This window comes from Pseudomonas sp. App30, from assembly GCF_047947025.1.
Taxonomy (GTDB): Bacteria; Pseudomonadota; Gammaproteobacteria; order Pseudomonadales; family Pseudomonadaceae; genus Aquipseudomonas.
The window spans coordinates 2,575,918-2,595,025 of the sequence record NZ_CP133165.1 but is presented as its reverse complement, the minus strand read 5'-3'; the positions used below and the strand labels follow the sequence as shown (position 1 = coordinate 2,595,025).

The following is a 19,108-nucleotide window of genomic DNA, read 5'->3' as shown; positions in this document are numbered from 1 at the left end:
CTATCACGAGGCTTACGGAAAATATTATAGCAACCCGTGCAGATAACACTATCGGCACGGTAACGACGTATCTGCAAGTTTCGTGTGTTTTTTGTTACGGCGATAAACAACGGTTTGAACAACAACGCTGTTGCAAGATGCCTTCGGGCATACCAGGGCAGCCGCAAGGAAAGAAAAACGGCCTTGCCTGGGCAAGGCCGTGCCTGGGACTTCTTTGGTGGGTACCTGACCAGTCTCTCCAAGAAGCCACATGGTGGCAGTGAAAAGGTATAAGCAACCCGTCGAATCGTCAATTGCGATTATCGGCCAATCGTTCGATAATCGCCCTTCGGGAACGCTTTTTTCTCAGGCAGCGGTGCCCGTCGTACTGATTGACCATGCAAAGGACCCGGAATGAACGATCAACTGCGCAATTCATTCACTTCACTGGCCCCGCCCATCGTGGCGTCGCCGGCCAAGCGTATCCAGGCCTTCGCCGGCGATCCGGACTTCATGACCTCGCTGGCGCGCGGGCTTGCCGTGGTGCAGGCGTTCCAGGAGCGCAAGCGCCACCTGACCATCGCCCAGATCAGCCACCGCACCGAGATCCCTCGTGCAGCCGTGCGCCGCTGCCTGCACACGCTGATCAAGCTGGGCTATGCCACCACCGACGGGCGCACCTATTCGCTGCTGCCCAAGGTGCTGACCCTGGGCCACGCCTACCTGTCGTCCACGCCGCTGGCGGTTACCGCCCAGCCGTACCTGGACAGCATGAGCGAGCAACTGCACGAGGCCTGCAACATGGCTACCCTGGAAGGCGACGACATCCTTTATATCGCCCGTTCCGCCACCACCCAGCGGTTGATCTCGGTGGACCTGGCGGTGGGCGGGCGGCTGCCGGCCTACTGCACGTCCATGGGCCGCATCCTGCTGGCGGCACTGGACGACGTGACCCTCAAGGACTACCTCGACCACGTCGAGCTGCAGCCCAAGACCAGCCGCACCCTGACCTCGCGCGAAGCGCTGCTCGAATGCCTGCAGCTGGTGCGCCAGCAGGGCTGGTGCATCGTCGACCAGGAACTGGAGCAGGGCCTGCGCTCCATCGCCGTGCCGGTGTACGACGCCTCGGGCCAGGTGCTGGCCGCGCTGAACGTCAGCACCCACGCCGGCCGTGCCAGCCGCACCGACCTTGAACAGCGCATCCTGCCGATCATGCTCAACGCCAGCCGCGGCCTCAGCGCGCAATTGTTCTCCTGAGCCACCCAGCGGTTGCTGTTCGATAAACGCACAGATCCACGTTTGTCGAATTGCGCCGCGCAGCGCTGCTGATTAATGTCGCCCGCACAGGTCGAGCCCGACTCGACCCTTCCAATAATAAAGTGCAGAGGTTGACCCCATGACTCCGATCCCCTTCGTGCGCCTGCGATCCTGCGGAGCCTGACCCCCCTTTCAGCTATTCTTTTGAATATGCGGCCCCGTGCCTGCATACGTGCGCTTGCGCGTCTCTTGCGGAAATAAAAATAATGAATCGTCCCCAAACCGCTGTAGGGAACTGCCTCGATGTGCAGTCCTTCATCAACGCCCAGCCGCTGTCTCGCTACCAATGGCGAGTGGTCATCCTGTGCTTCCTGATTGTCTTCCTCGATGGCCTGGACACCGCCGCCATGGGCTTCATCGCCCCGGCGCTGTCCCAGGACTGGGGCATCGACCGCGCCAGCCTCGGCCCGGTGATGAGCGCCGCGCTGATCGGCATGGTGTTCGGCGCCCTGGGCTCCGGCCCGCTGGCCGACCGCTTCGGCCGCAAGGTGGTGCTGGTCGGCGCCGTGCTGCTGTTCGGTGCCTTCAGCCTGGCGTCGGCCTACAGCGGTAACGTCGACCAGTTGCTGGTGTTGCGTTTCCTCACCGGCCTGGGCCTGGGCGCCGGCATGCCCAACGCCACCACGCTGCTGTCCGAGTACACGCCCGAGCGCTTCCGCTCGCTGCTGGTCACCAGCATGTTCTGCGGCTTCAACCTGGGCATGGCAGGCGGCGGTTTCATCTCCGCCAAGCTGATCCCGGCCTACGGCTGGCACAGCCTGCTGCTGGTGGGCGGCCTGCTGCCGATCGTGCTGGGCGTGGTGCTGCTGGTGTGGCTGCCTGAATCGGCGCGCTTCCTGGTGGTGCGCAACCGCGGCACCGACCGCATCCGCAAGACCCTAGCGCCCATCGCCCCGGCGGTGGTGGCCGAGGCGGGCAGCTTCAGCGTGCCGGAACAGAAGACCGTGAAGGGCCGCAACGTGCTGGCGGTGATCTTCTCGGGCACCTACAGCGCCGGCACCCTGCTGCTGTGGCTGACCTATTTTATGGGCTTGGTGATTGTCTACCTGCTGACCAGTTGGCTGCCGACGCTGATGCGTGACAGCGGCGCCAGCATGGAGCAGGCCGCCTTCATCGGCGCGCTGTTCCAGTTCGGCGGCGTGCTCAGCGCCGTGGGCGTGGGCTGGGCCATGGACCGCTTCAACCCGCACAAGGTCATCGGCACCTTCTACCTGCTGGCCGGCGTGTTTGCCTACGCCGTGGGCCAGAGCCTGGGCCACATCACCGTGCTGGCGACCCTGGTGCTGGTGGCGGGCATGTGCGTGAACGGCGCGCAATCGGCGATGCCATCGCTGGCCGCGCGTTTCTACCCCACCCAGGGCCGCGCTACCGGCGTATCGTGGATGCTGGGCATCGGCCGCTTCGGCGCCATTCTGGGTGCCTGGATGGGCGCGACCCTGCTGGGCCTGGGCTGGAACTTCGAACAGGTGCTGACCGCGTTGGTGATCCCGGCGGCGCTGGCCACCACGGCCGTGGTCATCAAAGGCATGGTCAGCCACGCTGACGCGACCTGAGTGTTGATTCTTGTGGGAGCTGGCTTGCCAGCGAGCTTTTCGAGGCCCCAAAGCTCGCTGGCAAGCCAGCTCCCACAAAGTGCATAGCAAGGCAAGGATTGGTTCGGTGATCGCACACAAGGTCGATTATCGGATTGTTTCAACAAATTCGGCAGCTTACTCTGCTACCCATTCCGGCGTGCCCCTCGCGCCTTTTTTTATTCTGAGCTGCCACCGCTCACGGCCCGTTACCAGGAGAAGATTGATGCGTGAAGTATTCATCTGCGACGCGATTCGCACCCCCATCGGCCGTTTTGGCGGTGGCCTGTCCACCGTGCGTGCCGATGACCTGGCGGCTGCGCCCATCAAGGCCCTGATCGAACGCAACCCGCAAGTGGACTGGAACGCGGTGGACGAAGTGTTCCTGGGCTGCGCCAACCAGGCCGGCGAAGACAACCGCAACGTGGCGCGCATGGCGCTGCTGCTGGCCGGCCTGCCCGAGTCCATCCCTGGCGTTACCCTGAACCGCCTGTGCGCCTCGGGCATGGACGCCATCGGCACTGCCTTCCGCGCCATCGCCAGCGGCGAAATGGAGCTGGCCATCGCCGGCGGCGTCGAGTCCATGTCCCGCGCCCCGTTCGTGATGGGCAAGGCTGACGCGGCGTTCTCGCGCAACATGAAGCTGGAAGACACCACCATCGGCTGGCGCTTCATCAACCCGCTGATGAAGGCCCAGTACGGCGTGGACGCCATGCCCCAGACCGCCGACAACGTCGCCGACGACTACAAGGTTTCGCGCGCCGACCAGGACGCCTTCGCCGTGCGCAGCCAACAGCGCACCGCCGCCGCCCAGGCCGCCGGCTACTTCGCCGAGGAAATCGTGCCCGTGCGTGTTGCCCACAAGAAGGGCGAGACCATCGTCGACACCGACGAGCACCCACGCGCCGACACCACCCTGGAAACCCTGGCCAAGCTCAAGCCGGTCAACGGCCCGGACAAGACTGTCACCGCCGGCAACGCCTCGGGCGTCAACGACGGCGCTGCGGCGCTGATCCTGGCCTCGGCCGAAGCCGTGAAGAAGCACGGCCTCAAGCCACGTGCCCGGGTGCTCGGCATGGCCAGCGCCGGCGTTGCCCCGCGCGTCATGGGCATCGGCCCGGTGCCGGCGGTACGCAAGCTGATCGAGCGCCTGGGCGTGGCGGTCAACGATTTCGACGTCATCGAACTCAACGAAGCCTTCGCCAGCCAAGGTTTGGCAGTGATGCGCGAACTGGGCCTGGCCGACGACGCCCCACAGGTCAACCCCAACGGCGGCGCCATTGCCCTGGGCCACCCGCTGGGCATGAGCGGCGCGCGCATCGTCATGACCGCCTTGCACCAGCTGGAGAAAACCGGCGGCAAGAAAGGCCTGGCGACCATGTGCGTCGGCGTTGGCCAAGGCCTGGCACTGGCCATCGAACGCGTCTGATACAGAGCAGTCCGGTTACCCGAAACGCCCATCGGCCTCCACGCAAGGCCGCTGGGCTTTCGGGTAATTGTTTTGTTGAGGGAGGTTGTTACGGTATATGTCTTACCAGTACCAACCTTAACGAGTGATAAGAACATGACAACAACTCACTACACCGGCGAAGAGCGGAGCAAACGCATCTTTGCAATCGTCGGCGCTTCCTCGGGCAACCTGGTCGAATGGTTCGACTTCTACGTGTATGCCTTCTGCGCGATTTACTTCGCACCGCATTTCTTCCCGTCCGCCGATGCCACCGTGCAGTTGCTCAACACCGCAGGCGTGTTCGCGGCCGGCTTCCTGATGCGCCCCATCGGCGGCTGGATCTTTGGCCGCGTGGCCGACCGCCACGGCCGCAAGAACTCCATGATGATCTCGGTGCTGATGATGTGCGCCGGTTCGCTGGTGATCGCCTGCCTGCCAGGCTATGAAAGCATCGGCCTGTGGGCCCCGGCCCTGCTGCTGTTGGCGCGCCTGTTCCAGGGCCTGTCGGTGGGCGGCGAATACGGCACCACCGCTACCTATATGAGTGAAGTGGCCCTGCGTGGCCAGCGTGGCTTCTTCGCCTCGTTCCAGTACGTGACCCTGATCGGCGGCCAATTGCTGGCTGTGCTGGTAGTGGTAATCCTGCAGCAAGTGCTCAGCGAGGACGAACTGCGTGCCTGGGGCTGGCGCATTCCGTTCGTGGTCGGCGCCATCGCCGCGGTGATCTCGCTGCTGCTGCGTCGCACCCTGAAGGAAACCACCAGCGCCGAGACCCGCAAGGACAAGGACGCCGGCAGCATCGTCGGGCTGTTCCGCAACCACACCCCGGCCTTCATCACCGTGCTGGGCTACACCGCCGGCGGCTCGCTGATCTTCTACACCTTCACCACCTACATGCAGAAGTACCTGGTGAACACCGCGGGCATGACCGCCAAGACCTCCAGCTTCGTCATGACCGGCGCGCTATTCCTGTACATGTGCATGCAGCCGCTGTTCGGCATGCTCGCCGACAAGATCGGCCGTCGCGCCTCGATGCTGTGGTTCGGCGCCCTGGGCACGCTGTTCACCCTGCCGATCCTGCTGGTGCTGAAAACCGTGACCAGCCCGTTCCTGGCGTTCGTGCTGATTACCCTGGCCCTGGCCATCGTCAGCTTCTACACCTCGATCAGCGGCCTGGTCAAAGCCGAGATGTTCCCGCCCCAGGTGCGCGCCCTGGGCGTGGGCCTGGCCTACGCCGTGGCCAACGCCATTTTCGGCGGTTCGGCGGAATTCGTCGCCCTGAGCTTCAAGACCGGCGGCAACGAAAACGCGTTCTACTGGTACGTGACGATCATGATGGCCATCGCCTTCCTGTTCAGCCTGCGCCTGCCCAAGCAGCCGTCGTACCTGCATCACGATCACTGATCCAGCCAGCGCGCGCCTGACACGGGCGCGCGCCTTTAAGGAAGGTTTATGAGCGAGAGACCGAGCAACCAACTGTTCGACGCCTACTTCAGCGCCGATGCCATGCGCGACATTTTCAGCGACCGTGGCCGCGTGCAGGGCATGCTGGATTTCGAAGCAGGCCTGGCCCGTGCCGAGGCCCGCGCCGGGGTGATTCCTGCTGAAGCGGTGGCGCCGATCGAGGCGGCCTGCCAGGCCTCTCGCTACGATTACCAGGCGCTGGGCCAGGCCATTTGCAGCGCCGGCAACTCGGCCATTCCGCTGGTGAAAATGCTCGGCAAGCAGATCGCCAGCCAGGCGCCGGAAGCCGAGCGCTACGTGCACCTGGGTGCCACCAGCCAGGACGTGATGGACACCGGCCTGGTGCTGCAATTGCGCGATGCGCTGCAGCTGCTGGAAGCCCGCCTCGCCACCCTGGGCGACTCCTTGGCGCGTCAGGCCGAGCGCTACAAGGCCACGCCACTGGCGGGCCGCACCTGGCTGCAACACGCCACGCCCGTGACCCTGGGCATGAAAATAGCTGGCTGGCTGGGTGCGGTCACCCGCAGCCGCCAACGCCTGCAAGAACTCAAGCCGCGCCTGCTGGTGCTGCAATTTGGCGGCGCTTCCGGTTCCCTGGCGGCACTGGGTGACAACGCCATGCCCGTGGCTGAAGCCCTGGCCCATGAGCTGCTACTGACCCTGCCCGAGCAGCCCTGGCACACCCAGCGCGACCGCCTGGTGGAATTCGCCTCGGTGCTGGGCCTGGTCGCCGGCAGCCTGGGCAAGCTGGGCCGCGACGTCAGCCTGCTGATGCAGACCGAGGCCGCCGAAGTCTTCGAACCCTCGGCGCCGGGCAAGGGTGGCTCGTCGACCATGCCGCACAAGCGCAACCCGGTGGGCGCCGCCGTGCTGATCGGCGCCGCTACCCGCGTGCCGGGCCTGGTCTCCACCATGTTCGCCGCCATGCCCCAGGAGCACGAGCGCAGCCTGGGCCTGTGGCACGCCGAGTGGGACACCCTGCCGGAGATCTGCTGCCTGGTGGCCGGCGCCCTGGAGCAGGCCCAGCTGTTCGCCGACGGCCTGGAAGTGGACGCCGCGCGCATGCTCAAGAACCTCGACCTGACCCAGGGCCTGGTGCTGGCCGAAGCGGTCAGTATCGTCCTGGCCCAGCGCCTGGGCCGCGACGCCGCGCACCATCTGCTGGAGCAGTGCTGCAAGCGCGCCGTGGCCGAAAAGCGCCACCTGCGCGCCGTGCTCGGCGACGAGCCGAAGGTGACCGCCGAACTTTCCGCGGACGAGCTTGATCGTCTGCTCGACCCCGCGCACTACTTGGGCCAGGCACAAACCTGGGTCGAGCGTGCCGTGGCTGAACATTCCCGTTTTAGTGCCTGAGGAGAACCGTTGTGGGCAAGATTCAACTCGCTGATGGTGAACTGAACTACCAACTCGATGGCCCGGCTGACGCGCCGGTGCTGGTGATGTCCAACTCCCTGGGCACGTCCCTGGAAATGTGGGACACGCAGATCGCCGGCCTGACCCAGCATTTCCGCGTGTTGCGCTATGACACTCGCGGCCACGGCGGTTCCCTGGTTACCGAGGGCCCGTACAGCATCGAGCAACTGGGCGGCGACGTGATTGCCCTGCTGGACGCCCTGCACATCGAGCGCGCGCATTTCTGCGGCCTGTCCATGGGCGGCCTGATCGGCCAATGGCTCGGCATCAATGCCAGCGAGCGCCTGCACCGCCTGATCGTCTGCAACACCGCGGCCAAGATCGGCAACCCCGACGTGTGGAACCCGCGCATCGAAATGGTCCTGCGCGACGGCCAGGCGGCCATGGTCTCCCTGCGCGACGCTTCCATCGCGCGCTGGTTCACCCCTGACTACGCCGAAGCCAACCCGGCCGAAGCCAAGCGCATCACCGACATGCTGGCTGCCACCTCGCCCCAGGGCTACGCGGCCAACTGCGGCGCGGTGCGTGACGCCGACTTCCGCGAGCAACTGGGCGCCATCAAGGTGCCGACCCTGGTCATCGCCGGCACCGGCGACGCGGTCACCACCCCGGCCGACGGTCGCTTCCTGCAAGAACACATCAAGGGCGCCGAATACGCCGAGTTCTATGCGGCGCACCTGTCCAACGTGCAGGTTGGCGAACCCTTCACCCAGCGCGTGCTGGATTTCCTGCTGGCCAAACACTGATAGTCGAGGAGTCATCCGTGGACGAGAAAGAACGCTACAACGAAGGCATGAAAGTTCGCCGCGCGGTGCTGGGCGACGCCCACGTGGACCGCAGCCTGACCAACATCACCGAGTTCAACGGTGAGTTCCAGGAAATGATCACCCGCCACGCCTGGGGTGACATCTGGACCCGTCCGGGCCTGCCGCGTCACACCCGCAGCCTGATCACCATTGCCATGCTGATCGGCATGAACCGCAATGAAGAGTTGAAGCTGCACCTGCGTGCTGCGGCCAACAACGGCGTGACCCGCGCGGAGATCAAGGAAGTGCTGATGCAGAGCGCGATCTACTGTGGTATTCCGGCGGCTAACGCTACGTTCCACCTGGCGGAGTCGGTGTGGGATGAGTTGGGCGTTGAGTCGCGCGAATAAGCGCGAGGCATTGAAATGCAAAAAGGGCGATGAGAAATCATCGCCCTTTTTTATTCGCTGTTGGCAGCCACCAACACTATCGGCTTTTGATCTTGATCCCGTGCGGCCTTTGATCTTGATTGTGTGCCCCATAAAGCGCCAGGGCCGACTGGAGGCGGCGGCCAAGCGGTCCACGGCGTAGCCGGGGAAGACGGAACCGGAGGCGCTTCTATTCCGGGCCGTCGGCCGCTTGGGCGACGCCGGAGGGAGGGGACCCGCAGCGAAGCGTAGGGACCAAGCAGGGGCAAGCCTTTTTTGCTTACTTTTTGTGGCGTTTGACAAAAAGTGAGTCGGCGTAAGGCCGAAAAGGTGATTCTGCATCACCCTTGGTAATGGATATGTTCACGATGGTCGGAGGGACTGTCAGATATTTTGTGTACGAGCCGGTAACGGCCTGCCGTCAGGCAGGCCGTGCTCTTACCAGGTCGGCCTGATAAACCGATCACCGTACAGAATCGCGAATTGATTCATCGCACTCTTCCAATCCTGAGCCGCATTGCCCCAGTTTGCCGTGATATTTCGCAACCCCAGCCAGATAAGCTTCGTCGCCGCCTCGTCCGTAGGGAAGTGGCTTCGTGTCTTGATAATCTTGCGCAGCTGGGAGTTTATGCTCTCGATGGCGTTGGTGGTGTAGATCACCTTCCGTATGGCTGGTGGGAACACGAAGAACGGGATGACCCGGTCCCACGCCCGCCGCCAGGCTGCAACCACGGTGGGGTGTTGCTTGCCCCAAGGGCCGGCTTCAAAGTCGTTCAGCGCCTGCTCAGCTACCTCGGCGTTCAGCGCCTGGTAGATGGGTTTGAGCGCCTTGGTCAACTCGCGTCGCTTGTCCCAGGCCACGTAATCCAGGCTGTTGCGGATCAAGTGGACGATGCAGGTCTGCAGCGTCGTCTGCGGATAAACCGCCGCCAGCGCTTCTGGCATGCCCTTGAGCCCGTCGGTGACGGCGATCAGCACATCTTCCACGCCCCGCGTCTTGAGGTCGTTGAAGACCTTCATCCAGAACTTGGCGCCCTCGGTCGTCTCGATCCAGATACCCAGGATATCGCGGGTTCCGTCAGGCAAAACACCCAGCGCAAGGTAGACCGCCTTGTTGCGAACCAGTCCTTCTTCGCGGATTTTGACCCGCAGCGCATCGAAGAAAATAACCGGGTACATAGGCTCCAGGGGCCGCTGTTGCCACGCACCGATCTCAGCCATCACCTCGTCGGTTACCGAGCTGATGAAGTCAGGCGAAACGTCCGTGCCGTATTGCTCGGAGAGAAACGCACGGATTTCCCTGACCGTCATGCCACGGGCATACATGGCGATGATCTTGTCGTCGAAACCGGTGTAACGGCGCTCGTGCTTGGGAATCAGAATGGGGGCGAAAGTGCCGTCCCGGTCGCGCGGGATTTCCAGTCGGATGGGCCCATCACCGGTCAAGACCGTCTTGCCGGTTTTGCCGTTACGGTGATTGGTTTCATCCTCTGGGCGCTGCGCGCCCGGCGGATAGCCCAAGTGATGGCCGAGTTCGGCACTCAAAGCTCGTTCAATCAGGGCCTTCTTGAACGCCGCAGAGGCATCCTCGATAGCTTCGGCCGTCATTGGCCCGTCAGCGAACTGCTCCAGCAGCTCTTTCGGGATTTTTGGTAGCTCGCGGAGCGGGGTTTTCTTTTTGGTTGGCATGCATGCATGCACCTCTTACTCATGTTATGCCCGAACACAAAATTTCTGACACTCCCTTCGAATCCCGCTTCGGCGATTTCGAACATATCCATTTTCGCGGGGATACCACCGACCGTTTCGCCCTTACGGCGACTCACTTTTTGTCAAACGCCACAAAAAGTAAGCAAAAAAGGCTTGCCCCTGCTTGGGCCCTCCGCTGCGCTACGGGTCCCCTCCTTCCGGCGCCGCTCAACGGGCAGACGGCACCCGCTATAGAAGCCTGCGGGTTACCGTCTCTTCGGCCTGCGGCCTCGGCCCTTCGGGCAGCCCGTTGAGCGACGCCTCCAGTCGGCCCTGGCGCTTTACGGGGCATACAATCAAGATCAAGAGCCAGATCAAAAGCCAGATCAAAAGCTAGATCAAAAGCTAGATCAAAAGCTAGATCAAAAGCCAGATCAAAAGCCAAAGCAAAAGCCAAAGCAGGTCAACGGCAGGTCAACGGCAGGTCGGCGGCGGGGGAGATGTGGGGGAAGGGCAGAAACGCAACGTCGCCGCAGCCTGACGGCAGCGGCGACGCAGTTGCGGCGGGAGTTACAGGATGCTGATCGGGTACGACACGATCACGCGGTTCTCGTTGAACTGGCTGGTGCCATAGTCACGACGCATGGTCGAGTTGCGCCACCGCAGGTTCAGGTCTTTCAGGGTGCCTTCCTGGAAGGTGTAGGCGATTTCCGATTCGCGGCCCCACTCGCTGCCACCGTCGATGGTCGCGGTGTGGATGTTGTCACCGTGGATGTAGCGGTTCATCAGGGTCAGGCCCGGGACGCCGACGGCGGCGAAGTTGTAGTCATGGCGCAGCTGCCAGGACCGTTCCTGGGCGTTGTCATAGCTGGAGTTGTAGCTGTCGTTCGCCAGGGTGCCGCCGCTGGTGCCGTTGACGCGCATCCAGTTGCTGTCGCCGGTCAGTTTTTGCAGGCCGACGTAGAAGGTGCTGCCGCCATACTTGGCCGAGAGCATGGCCGAGTAGGTGTTGTTGTCCAGCTTGCCGTCCAGCGCGCTGCCGTCATCGGAGCCGTGGAAGTAGCCCAGGTTGGCCCCCAGGGTCCAGGCGCCTACCGGCTGCGAGTGGATCAGTTGCAGGTATTGCTGCTTGTAGATGTCTTCCAGTTGCGAGTACCAGGCGCCTACCAGGGTGCGCTTGTCGTTGAAGGTGTACTCGGCACCGGCGAAGTTGAAGCGATCGGACTCGTGGCTGGTGTTGCCGGTCAGCTGCATGGGCAGCATGCTTGCGTCGTTGCGCGGGCTGTTGTCGCGGAACTGGCCACCGTACAGGGTCAGGTTGGTGATTTCCTTGGAGGTGATCTGCGCGCCGCGGAAGGTCTGTGGCAGCGAACGACCGTCGTCCGAGCGCAGGATCGGCAGCACCGGCATCCACTCGCCCACTTTCAGTTCGGTGTTGGAGATCTTGGCCTTCACTGCCACGCCCAGGCGCCCGAAGTTGTCGACCGCCTTGCCGCTGCTGTCCAGGGGCAGCAGCTGGGTGCCGCTGGTGCCGCCACCGCCGTCGAGTTTCTGCGAGTACAGGCCCAACACATCGACGCCGAAGCCGACCACGCCCTGGGTGAAGCCGGACTTGGCATCGAGGATGAAGTTTTGCGTCCACTCGGCCTGGGTGCCTTGTGGGGCCTTGTCGTCGGTGAAGTTGCGGCCGAAGTAGAAGTTGCGCAGGGTCAGGTTGACCTTAGCGTCTTCCACGAAGCCACCGGTGTCGTCTGCCATCACGGGCAGGGAAGAGCCGGCGATGGCCAGGGCGATCAGACTGTGAGCGTAGGACGAGCGAGTGATGGCTTTCATTATTGTTCTGGTCTCTCTAATTATTGGCAACAGGGGGCCGTCGCGACGGTTGTTCAAGTCGTCGTGATTCATGCAGTTCTGGCGTTGCGGGTGGGTCAGCTGGAAAGCGGAGAGAGGGTGTGCATGGTGGCTTTACCTGTTGTTATTGTGTTTTTTGTGTTCGGGATCTGGCGATTCCTTCACCGGTCCTGTTGAGCGGATGGTGCTTGGTCGCAAGGGGTGAATCAATCTGTCGCACCTGAAACGGGGCGATAAACGAACACTAACTAACTTGTTAGTTCCGCACAACCCCCTTCATTTTTGTTAGCGCATGTGTTTTATAACATTGATTCTGACAAAATTGACAGAAATTCATCAGTTATCGTACATCTTTGGCGCGCCTTGGACGCGGCCTTTGGCCGCTGCTACGTGGGGGGCATGAGAAAGCCCGCCGGGGAGGGCGGGCTTCGGGTGTTGCGGGGCAGCTATCAGCTTTTCGGTGCTTCAGCCTGGTCCTGCTTGGCCTGGGCATCGCCGGTCTGCTGGTACCAGCCACCACCCAGCGCCTTGTACAGGTTGACCTCGCTGGTCAGCTGCGACAGGCGGTCGCTGATGGCCGACTGCTGGGCGCTGAACAGCGAGCGCTGGGCGTCCAGGAAGGTCAGGTTGCTGTCCACGCCGATGCGGTAGCGGCGCTCTGCCAGGCGGTAGTAGTCCTGGTTGGCTTGCACCAGGTCTTTCTGCGCCTGCAGTTGTTCCTTGAAGGTCTTGCGCGCCGCCAGGCCATCGGAGACTTCCTGGAAGGCGGTCTGGATGGATTTTTCGTAGTTGGCGACGTTGATGTCCTTCTGGATCTTCGCGTAGTCCAGGCTGGCCTTCAGGCTGCCGGCGTTGAAGATCGGCAGGTTGATCGAAGGCGCGAAGGTCCAGGCGCCCTGGCCACCCTTGAACAGGTTGCCCAGCTGCGAGCTGGCGCTACCCGCCGAGGCGGTCAGGGTGATGCTTGGGAAGAACGCCGCGCGGGCCGCGCCGATGTTGGCGTTGGCGGCCTTCAGGGCGTGCTCGGCTTCAAGGATGTCCGGGCGCCGCTGCAGCAGGTCGGACGGCAGGCCGGCCGGCACTTCGGTCAGCAGGTCGCCGTCGAGCGGCTGCGGCTTGGCCAGGTTGGCCGGCAGCGGGCCGCCGAGCAGCAGCACCAGGGCGTTTTCGTCCTGGGCCACCTGGCGTTGGTACTTGCTCAGGCTGACCTTGGCAGTTTCCACCGAGGTGCGCGCCTGGGCCAGGTCCAGCGCCGAGGACACGCCCACTTCGCTGCTGCGCGAGGTCAGCCGGTAGCTTTCCTCGTAGGCCTTGAGGGTTTCCTGGGTCAGCTTCAGCAGGTTCTGGTCGGCCTGCCAGGTGTAGTAGGCGTTGGCCACGCTGGCCACCAGGCTGATCTGCGTGGAGCGACGCGCTTCCTCGCTGGACAGGTAGGTTTCCAGCGCCTGCTGGCTGAGGCTGCGCACGCGGCCCCAGAGGTCCAGCTCGTACGAGCTGATACCCAGGTTGGCGGTGTACTCGCCACCCACCGCGACCTTGCCGGTAGAGCTCAGGTCGGCCGGGGTGCGGGCGCGGGTGCCGGTGGCGTTGGCGCTGACCGCCGGGAACAGGTCCGCACGCTGGATGCGGTACTGCGCCTGGTAGGCCTGCACGTTGAGGATCGCCACTTTCAGGTCACGGTTGTTGACCAGCGATTCCTGGATCAACTGCTGCAACGCCTGGTCGTGGAAGAACTGCTGCCAGCCCTGCTCGGCGGCGGCCATGCTGGCTGCCTGGGCAGGCGAATACGCCTGCCCTTGCGGGTACTGGGCCGGCACAGGCGCGGCCGGCTGCTTGTAATCCGGAATCAGCGAGCAGCCGCTGAGGATGGCCGCGGCGACCGCGATGGACACTAGGGACTTGCTCATTGCCCAGCCTCGTTACGTGGGGTTTGGGTCGATTCGATCGACTCGTGCGACGCGTGCTCATCCTTCTTGCGCTTGTCACCGAACAGCGCTGACACCGACACGAAGAACAGCGGTACCCAGAACAGCGCCAGGGTAGTGGCCGTGATCATGCCGCCGATCACGCCGGTACCGATGGCGTGCTGGCTGCCCGAGCCGGCGCCGTGGGAGATGGCCAGTGGCACAACACCCAGGATGAACGCCAGGGACGTCATGATGATCGGGCGCAGACGCATCCGGCAAGCCTCGATGGCCGCTTCGGTGTAGCTGCGGCCCTGCTCATGCAGTTCCTTGGCGAACTCGACGATCAGAATGGCGTTCTTCGCCGCCAGGCCCACCGTGGTCAACAGGCCCACCTGGAAGTACACGTCGTTGGACAGGCCGCGCAGGCTGGTGGCCAGCAGCGCACCGATGATACCCAGCGGCACCACCAGGATGACCGCGATCGGGATCGACCAGCTTTCATACAAGGCTGCCAGGCAGAGGAACACCATCAGCATGGAAATGGCGTACAGCGCCGGTGCCTGGGAACCCGACAGGCGTTCCTCGTAGCTCAGGCCGGTCCAGGACAGGCCCACGCCTTTGGGCAGCTTGGCGGCAATGCGTTCCACTTCGGCCATGGCCTCACCGGTACTGTAGCCAGGCGCTGGCGAACCGAGGATCTCGATACCTTCCACGCCGTTGTAGCGGGCCAGTTTCGGCGAGCCGTAGATCCACTTGCCGCTGGCGAAGGCCGAGAACGGCACCATGGTGCCGGCGCTGTTGCGCACGTACCACTTGTTCAGGTCTTCAGGGTTCATGCGCGAGTTCGGCTGGCCCTGCACGTACACCTTCTTCACCCGACCGCGGTCGATGAAGTCGTTGACGTAGCTGCCACCCAACGCCACCGACAGGGTGGTGTTGATGTCGGCGATGGTCACGCCCTGGGCGCTGGCGCGTTCGTCGTCGATTTCCAGCTGGAACTGGGGCTCGTCGTTCAGGCCGTTAGGACGGGTCTGCGTGAGGATCTTGCTTTGCGCGGCCATGCCCAGGAACTGGTTGCGCGCTTCCATCAGCTTGTCGTGGCCGATGCCGGCACGGTCCTGCAGGTAAATGTCGAAGCCGGTGGCGTTACCCAGCTCCAGTACCGCAGGCGGTACGAAGGCGAACACCATCGCGTCGCGCAGGCTGAAGAAGTGCTGTTGGGCACGGGCCGACAGTGCGGCAGCGGTGTTGTCGGCGTTACGCTCGTCCCACGGCTTGAGCATGATGAAGGCCATGCCCGAGCTCTGGCCGCGGCCGGCGAAGTTGAAGCCGTTCACGGTGAACACCGAGCTTACCGCGCCTTTCTCGTCGTCCAGCAGGTACTTGCGCATGTCGTCGATGACCGTCTGCGTGCGCTGGGCGGTGGAGCCTGGCGGGGTCTGCACCTGGGCAAAGATCACGCCCTGGTCTTCTTCCGGCAGGAACGAGGTAGGGATGCGCGTGAACAGCCACGCCATGCCCACCACGATCAGCACGTAGGCCAGCAGGTACGGCACTTTGCGGCGCAGCACGTGGCCCACGCCAGCTTCGTACTTCTGCACGCCGCTGTCGAAGGTACGGTTGAACCAGTTGAAGAAACGACCGTGCTTGTGGTGATCCTCGCCCTTCTTGATGGGCGCGAGCATGGTGGCGCACAGCGCCGGGGTGAAGATCAGCGCGACCATTACCGACAGGGCCATGGCCGAGACGATGGTGATGGAGAACTGACGGTAGATCACGCCGGTGGAGCCGCCGAAGAACGCCATCGGCAGCAGTACCGCCGACAGCACCATGGCGATACCCACCAGGGCGCCCTGGATCTGGCCCATGGATTTCTTCGTGGCTTCTTTGGGTGACAGGCCTTCCTCGGCCATCACCCGCTCCACGTTTTCCACCACCACGATGGCGTCGTCCACCAATAGGCCGATCGCCAGCACCATGCCGAACATGGTCAGGGTGTTGATGGTGAAGCCTGCGGCGGCCAGGATACCGAAGGTACCCAGCAGTACCACGGGCACTGTCATCGTGGTGATGATGGTGGCGCGGAAGTTCTGCAGGAACAGGTACATCACCAGGAACACGAGGATGATCGCCTCGACCAGGGTTTCCACCACGTTATGAATCGAGGTGGTGACCACTGGGGTGGTGTCGTACGGGAACACGGCCTTCACGCCAGGCGGGAAGAAGGGTTCCAGGTCGGCGATGGTCTGGCGGATTGCCTTGGCAGTGTCCAGGGCGTTGGCGCCGGTGGCCAGCTTGATGGCCAGGCCGGAGGCCGGAGCACCGTTGAACTGCGCATCGATACTGTAGTTCTCACCGCCCAGGCCTACTTCGGCGACATCGCCTACGCGCACTTGGGAACCGTCGGTGTTGACCTTCAGGAAGATGTTGCGGAACTGCTCGGCCGTCTGCAGGCGGGTCTTGCCGATGATGGTGGCGTTCAGCTCCTGGCCGGCTACCGCAGGCAGGCCGCCCAGCTGGCCGGAGGACACCTGCACGTTCTGCGCCGAGATGGCGGTGGAGACGTCGCCCGGGGTCAGTTGGTACTTGTTCAGCTTGGCCGGGTCGAGCCAGATACGCATGGCGTACTGGGCACCGAACACCTGGAAGTCACCCACGCCCGAGGTACGCGAGATGGGGTCCTGCATGTTGGAGACGATGTAGTTACTCAGGTCGTCCTTGGTCATGCTGTTGTCGGTGGACACCAGGCCCACCACCATCAGGAAGTTCTTCACCGCCTTGGTCACGCGGATACCCTGTTGCTGCACTTCTTGCGGCAGCAGCGGGGTCGCCAGGTTCAGCTTGTTCTGCACCTGGACCTGGGCGATGTCAGGGTTGGTGCCCTGGTTGAAGGTGGCGGTAATGGTCATGCTGCCGTCGGAGTTACTTTCCGAGGCGACATACCGCAGGTTGTCGATACCGTTGAGCTGTTGCTCGATTACCTGCACCACGGTGTCCTGCACGGTCTGTGCAGAGGCGCCTGGGTAGGTTACCTGGATGGCGATGGCCGGTGGCGCGATCGCCGGGTACTGGTTGATCGGCAGGCTGAGGATCGATAGAGCACCGACCAGCATGATCACCAGGGCAATTACCCAGGCGAAAATCGGACGGTCGATAAAGAATTTCGACATGGTTTACTCCCCTTTGCCGCCTGCGGACGCATTGGTGGCGGGGGCAGGGTTCGCAGGTTTGACGTTGGTCGCTTCGGTCGCCTTGACCTCGATGCCTGGCTTGACGTACTGCAGGCCTTCGGTGATCACGCGGTCACCGGCCTTCAGGCCATCTTCCACCAGCCACTGGGTGCCGACGGTGCGGCTGGCTTTCAGCTCACGCAGCTCGACCTTGTTGTCGGCATTCACCACCAGTGCGGTCGGGGTGCCTTTCAGGTCGCGGGTCACGCCTTGTTGCGGCGCCAGGATGGCCTGGGCGGCAACGCCGGCTTCCAGCTGGGCGTGCACGAACATGCCCGGCAGCAGGGTGTGGTCTGGGTTGGCGAACACGGCGCGCAGGGTGACGGAACCGGTGGTTTCGTCGACCGACACTTCCGAGAACTCCAGCTTGCCTTCCTGGGCGTAAGTGCTGCCGTCTTCCAGGGTCAGCTTGACCTTGGCGGCGTTGTCACCGGCCTTCTGCAGGGCGCCGCTGGCCAGTTCGCGGCGCAACTTCAGAATCTCCGCCGAAGACTGGGTCACGTCAACGTAGATTGGGTCCAACTGCTGGATGGTCGCCATGGCGTCGGTCTGGCCGCTGGTGACCAGGGCGCCCTCGGTCACGCCCGAACGGCCGATGCGGCCGGTGATCGGTGCGTAGACCTTGGTGTACTTCATGTTGATCTGCGCAGTCATCAGCGCCGCTTCGTTCTGCAATTGCGTGGAACGGGCGTTGTCGTATTCCTGGCGGCTCACGGCCTGCTCGTTGATCAGCTGCTTGTAGCGATCAGCCAGCGACTTGGATGCCTGCAGGGTGGCCTGGGCGCTGGCCAGGGTGGCCTCGTACACCGACGGGTCGATCTGGTACAGCTGCTGGCCGGCCTTGACGTCCGAGCCTTCGGTGAACAGGCGCTTGAGAATGATGCCATTGACCTGAGGACGGACTTCAGCCACACGGAAGGCAGTGGTGCGGCCCGGCAGTTCGGAGGTCAGTGTGTAGGCTTGTGGTTGCAGGGTTACGACGCCGACCTGAGGAGTTTGTGGGGCGGGGGCCGCCTCTTCCTTTTTACAGCCGCTGAGCAAAGTGGCCAGGGCGACGGCGGAAACCAGAGCGGTAACAGCTGGCTTGAATTGCATGAAGATCCTCGGGTCAGGAGCACTGTGAATGCTCAAGAATAGTGGAATGGCAAAAAAGAGGTGCTACTAGATTAGTAGCTTACTAACGAATATACTTACATTCATGGTTGTTTGTAAACACCCGAAGGTCCCTGAAAACGCCTTACGGGTACGATTCAGCAAGCGCGGTAGCAGGCACACAAACGCCGCACCGTCCCGACCCCGACTGCCGAACACAGCGGGGCCCCCGAAAGAGGTTTTTACTGCCATGGTCCGACGTACTAAAGAGGAAGCCCAGGAGACGCGGAACCAGATTCTGGAAGCTGCCCAGAACGCTTTCTACGAGCGTGGCGTGGCGCGCACCACCCTGGCCGACATCGCGGCGCTGGCGGGCGTGACCCGCGGTGCCATCTACTGGCATTTCAGCAACAAGGCTGACCTGGTGCAGGCGATGCTCGATTCCCTCCATGAACCGTTGGACGAACTGGCGCGGGCCAGTGAGAGTGAAGAGGAACTCGACCCGTTGGGCTGCATGCACAAGTTGCTGGTGCATTTGTTCCAGCAAGTGGCGCTGGACCCCAGCACGCGGCGCATCAACGAGATCATGTTCCATAAATGCGAGTTCACCGACGAGATGTGTGACATTCGGCGCCAGCGTCAAGCTGCCAGCCTGGACTGCAACGTGCGTATCGATTTGTCCCTGCGCAACGCGGTCAACCGCGGGCAGTTGCCCGAAGACCTGGATACCGCTCGCGCCGCGGTGGTCTTGCATGCCTATATTGACGGCATGCTGGGGCAGTGGTTGTTGGTGCCAGATAGTTTTGACCTGAATCAGCAGGCCGAAAAATGGGTTGACGCATGTTTCGATATGCTGCGCCTGAGCCCGGCGCTGCGCAAATGAAAGTGTGATTCCAGTTGTATCAACGTATAAGCTGATAGCAGAATTAATAATTATTGGCTGTGTGCCATTATCCACGTTCAACCTGGGT

The 19,108-nt window shown here is 62.9% G+C and carries 13 protein-coding genes; 8 read left to right on the top strand and 5 right to left on the bottom strand.

What is annotated here, in order from left to right:
* Positions 1–393: 393 nt before the first annotated feature.
* The 7 genes from pcaR (at position 394) to pcaC (ending at position 8,350) form a co-directional block, all read left to right on the top strand.
* On the top strand, positions 394–1,236 hold the full coding sequence (gene pcaR, locus RAM80_RS11960; RefSeq protein ID WP_416426716.1) for a pca regulon transcriptional regulator PcaR: 843 nt from the start codon (positions 394–396) through the stop codon (positions 1,234–1,236).
* 266 nt (positions 1,237–1,502) lie between these two features.
* Positions 1,503–2,849, top strand: coding sequence for an MFS transporter (locus tag RAM80_RS11955; RefSeq protein ID WP_416426714.1), 1,347 nt, complete (start codon positions 1,503–1,505; stop codon positions 2,847–2,849).
* A 241-nt stretch (positions 2,850–3,090) separates the two neighbouring features.
* Entirely contained in the window at positions 3,091–4,296 is a 1,206-nt protein-coding gene (gene pcaF, locus RAM80_RS11950; protein ID WP_416426713.1) for a 3-oxoadipyl-CoA thiolase, read from the top strand.
* Positions 4,297–4,431: 135 nt separating this feature from the next.
* Complete coding sequence (locus tag RAM80_RS11945; protein WP_416426712.1) at positions 4,432–5,721, top strand: MFS family transporter; 1,290 nt, start codon at positions 4,432–4,434, stop codon at positions 5,719–5,721.
* Positions 5,722–5,769: 48 nt separating this feature from the next.
* Entirely contained in the window at positions 5,770–7,134 is a 1,365-nt protein-coding gene (locus RAM80_RS11940; RefSeq protein WP_416426710.1) for a 3-carboxy-cis,cis-muconate cycloisomerase, read from the top strand.
* Between the two features lie 11 nt (positions 7,135–7,145).
* The gene (gene pcaD / locus RAM80_RS11935; protein ID WP_416426709.1) at positions 7,146–7,940 is read left to right on the top strand and encodes a 3-oxoadipate enol-lactonase; all 795 of its coding nucleotides are present in this window, start codon (positions 7,146–7,148) and stop codon (positions 7,938–7,940) included.
* Positions 7,941–7,957: 17 nt separating this feature from the next.
* Positions 7,958–8,350, top strand: coding sequence for a 4-carboxymuconolactone decarboxylase (gene pcaC / locus RAM80_RS11930; RefSeq protein ID WP_027976947.1), 393 nt, complete (start codon positions 7,958–7,960; stop codon positions 8,348–8,350).
* Positions 8,351–8,806: 456 nt separating this feature from the next.
* Here the strand turns inward: pcaC and RAM80_RS11925 are convergent, their stop codons facing one another.
* The 5 genes from RAM80_RS11925 to RAM80_RS11905 all read right to left on the bottom strand — a co-directional run bounded on the left by RAM80_RS11925 (position 8,807) and on the right by RAM80_RS11905 (position 18,140).
* Complete coding sequence (locus RAM80_RS11925) at positions 8,807–10,057, bottom strand: IS256 family transposase (protein ID WP_416421961.1); 1,251 nt, start codon at positions 10,055–10,057, stop codon at positions 8,807–8,809.
* Between the two features lie 570 nt (positions 10,058–10,627).
* Positions 10,628–11,890: an OprD family porin gene (locus tag RAM80_RS11920; RefSeq protein ID WP_416426707.1), complete on the bottom strand. Its 1,263-nt coding sequence runs from the start codon at positions 11,888–11,890 to the stop codon at positions 10,628–10,630.
* 467 nt (positions 11,891–12,357) lie between these two features.
* On the bottom strand, positions 12,358–13,815 hold the full coding sequence (gene adeC, locus RAM80_RS11915; protein ID WP_416426706.1) for an AdeC/AdeK/OprM family multidrug efflux complex outer membrane factor: 1,458 nt from the start codon (positions 13,813–13,815) through the stop codon (positions 12,358–12,360).
* Positions 13,812–16,985 carry an efflux RND transporter permease subunit gene (locus RAM80_RS11910; protein WP_416426705.1) on the bottom strand — a complete coding sequence of 1,058 codons (3,174 nt, stop codon included), beginning with the start codon at positions 16,983–16,985 and terminating at the stop codon, positions 13,812–13,814. Before RAM80_RS11910 ends, adeC begins: the two co-directional genes overlap by 4 nt.
* Before the next feature lie 3 nt (positions 16,986–16,988).
* The gene (locus RAM80_RS11905) at positions 16,989–18,140 is read right to left on the bottom strand and encodes an efflux RND transporter periplasmic adaptor subunit (protein WP_416426704.1); all 1,152 of its coding nucleotides are present in this window, start codon (positions 18,138–18,140) and stop codon (positions 16,989–16,991) included.
* A gap of 247 nt (positions 18,141–18,387) precedes the next feature.
* Here RAM80_RS11905 and RAM80_RS11900 point away from each other — a divergent pair, with 247 nt between their 5' ends.
* Positions 18,388–19,020 (top strand): TetR family transcriptional regulator, encoded by a 633-nt coding sequence (locus RAM80_RS11900; RefSeq protein ID WP_416426702.1) that lies wholly within the window; start codon positions 18,388–18,390, stop codon positions 19,018–19,020.
* Positions 19,021–19,108: the final 88 nt, after the last annotated feature.

Coding starts and splice junctions, on each gene's coding strand:
- RAM80_RS11910 (WP_416426705.1), bottom strand. CDS start 16,985: ATGTCGAAATTCTTTATCGACCGTCCGATTTTCGCCTGGGTAATTGCC.
- adeC (WP_416426706.1), bottom strand. CDS start 13,815: ATGAGCAAGTCCCTAGTGTCCATCGCGGTCGCCGCGGCCATCCTCAGC.
- RAM80_RS11940 (WP_416426710.1), top strand. CDS start 5,770: ATGAGCGAGAGACCGAGCAACCAACTGTTCGACGCCTACTTCAGCGCC.
- RAM80_RS11955 (WP_416426714.1), top strand. CDS start 1,503: ATGAATCGTCCCCAAACCGCTGTAGGGAACTGCCTCGATGTGCAGTCC.
- RAM80_RS11920 (WP_416426707.1), bottom strand. CDS start 11,890: ATGAAAGCCATCACTCGCTCGTCCTACGCTCACAGTCTGATCGCCCTG.
- RAM80_RS11945 (WP_416426712.1), top strand. CDS start 4,432: ATGACAACAACTCACTACACCGGCGAAGAGCGGAGCAAACGCATCTTT.
- RAM80_RS11925 (WP_416421961.1), bottom strand. CDS start 10,057: ATGCCAACCAAAAAGAAAACCCCGCTCCGCGAGCTACCAAAAATCCCG.
- RAM80_RS11900 (WP_416426702.1), top strand. CDS start 18,388: ATGGTCCGACGTACTAAAGAGGAAGCCCAGGAGACGCGGAACCAGATT.
- pcaR (WP_416426716.1), top strand. CDS start 394: ATGAACGATCAACTGCGCAATTCATTCACTTCACTGGCCCCGCCCATC.
- RAM80_RS11905 (WP_416426704.1), bottom strand. CDS start 18,140: ATGCAATTCAAGCCAGCTGTTACCGCTCTGGTTTCCGCCGTCGCCCTG.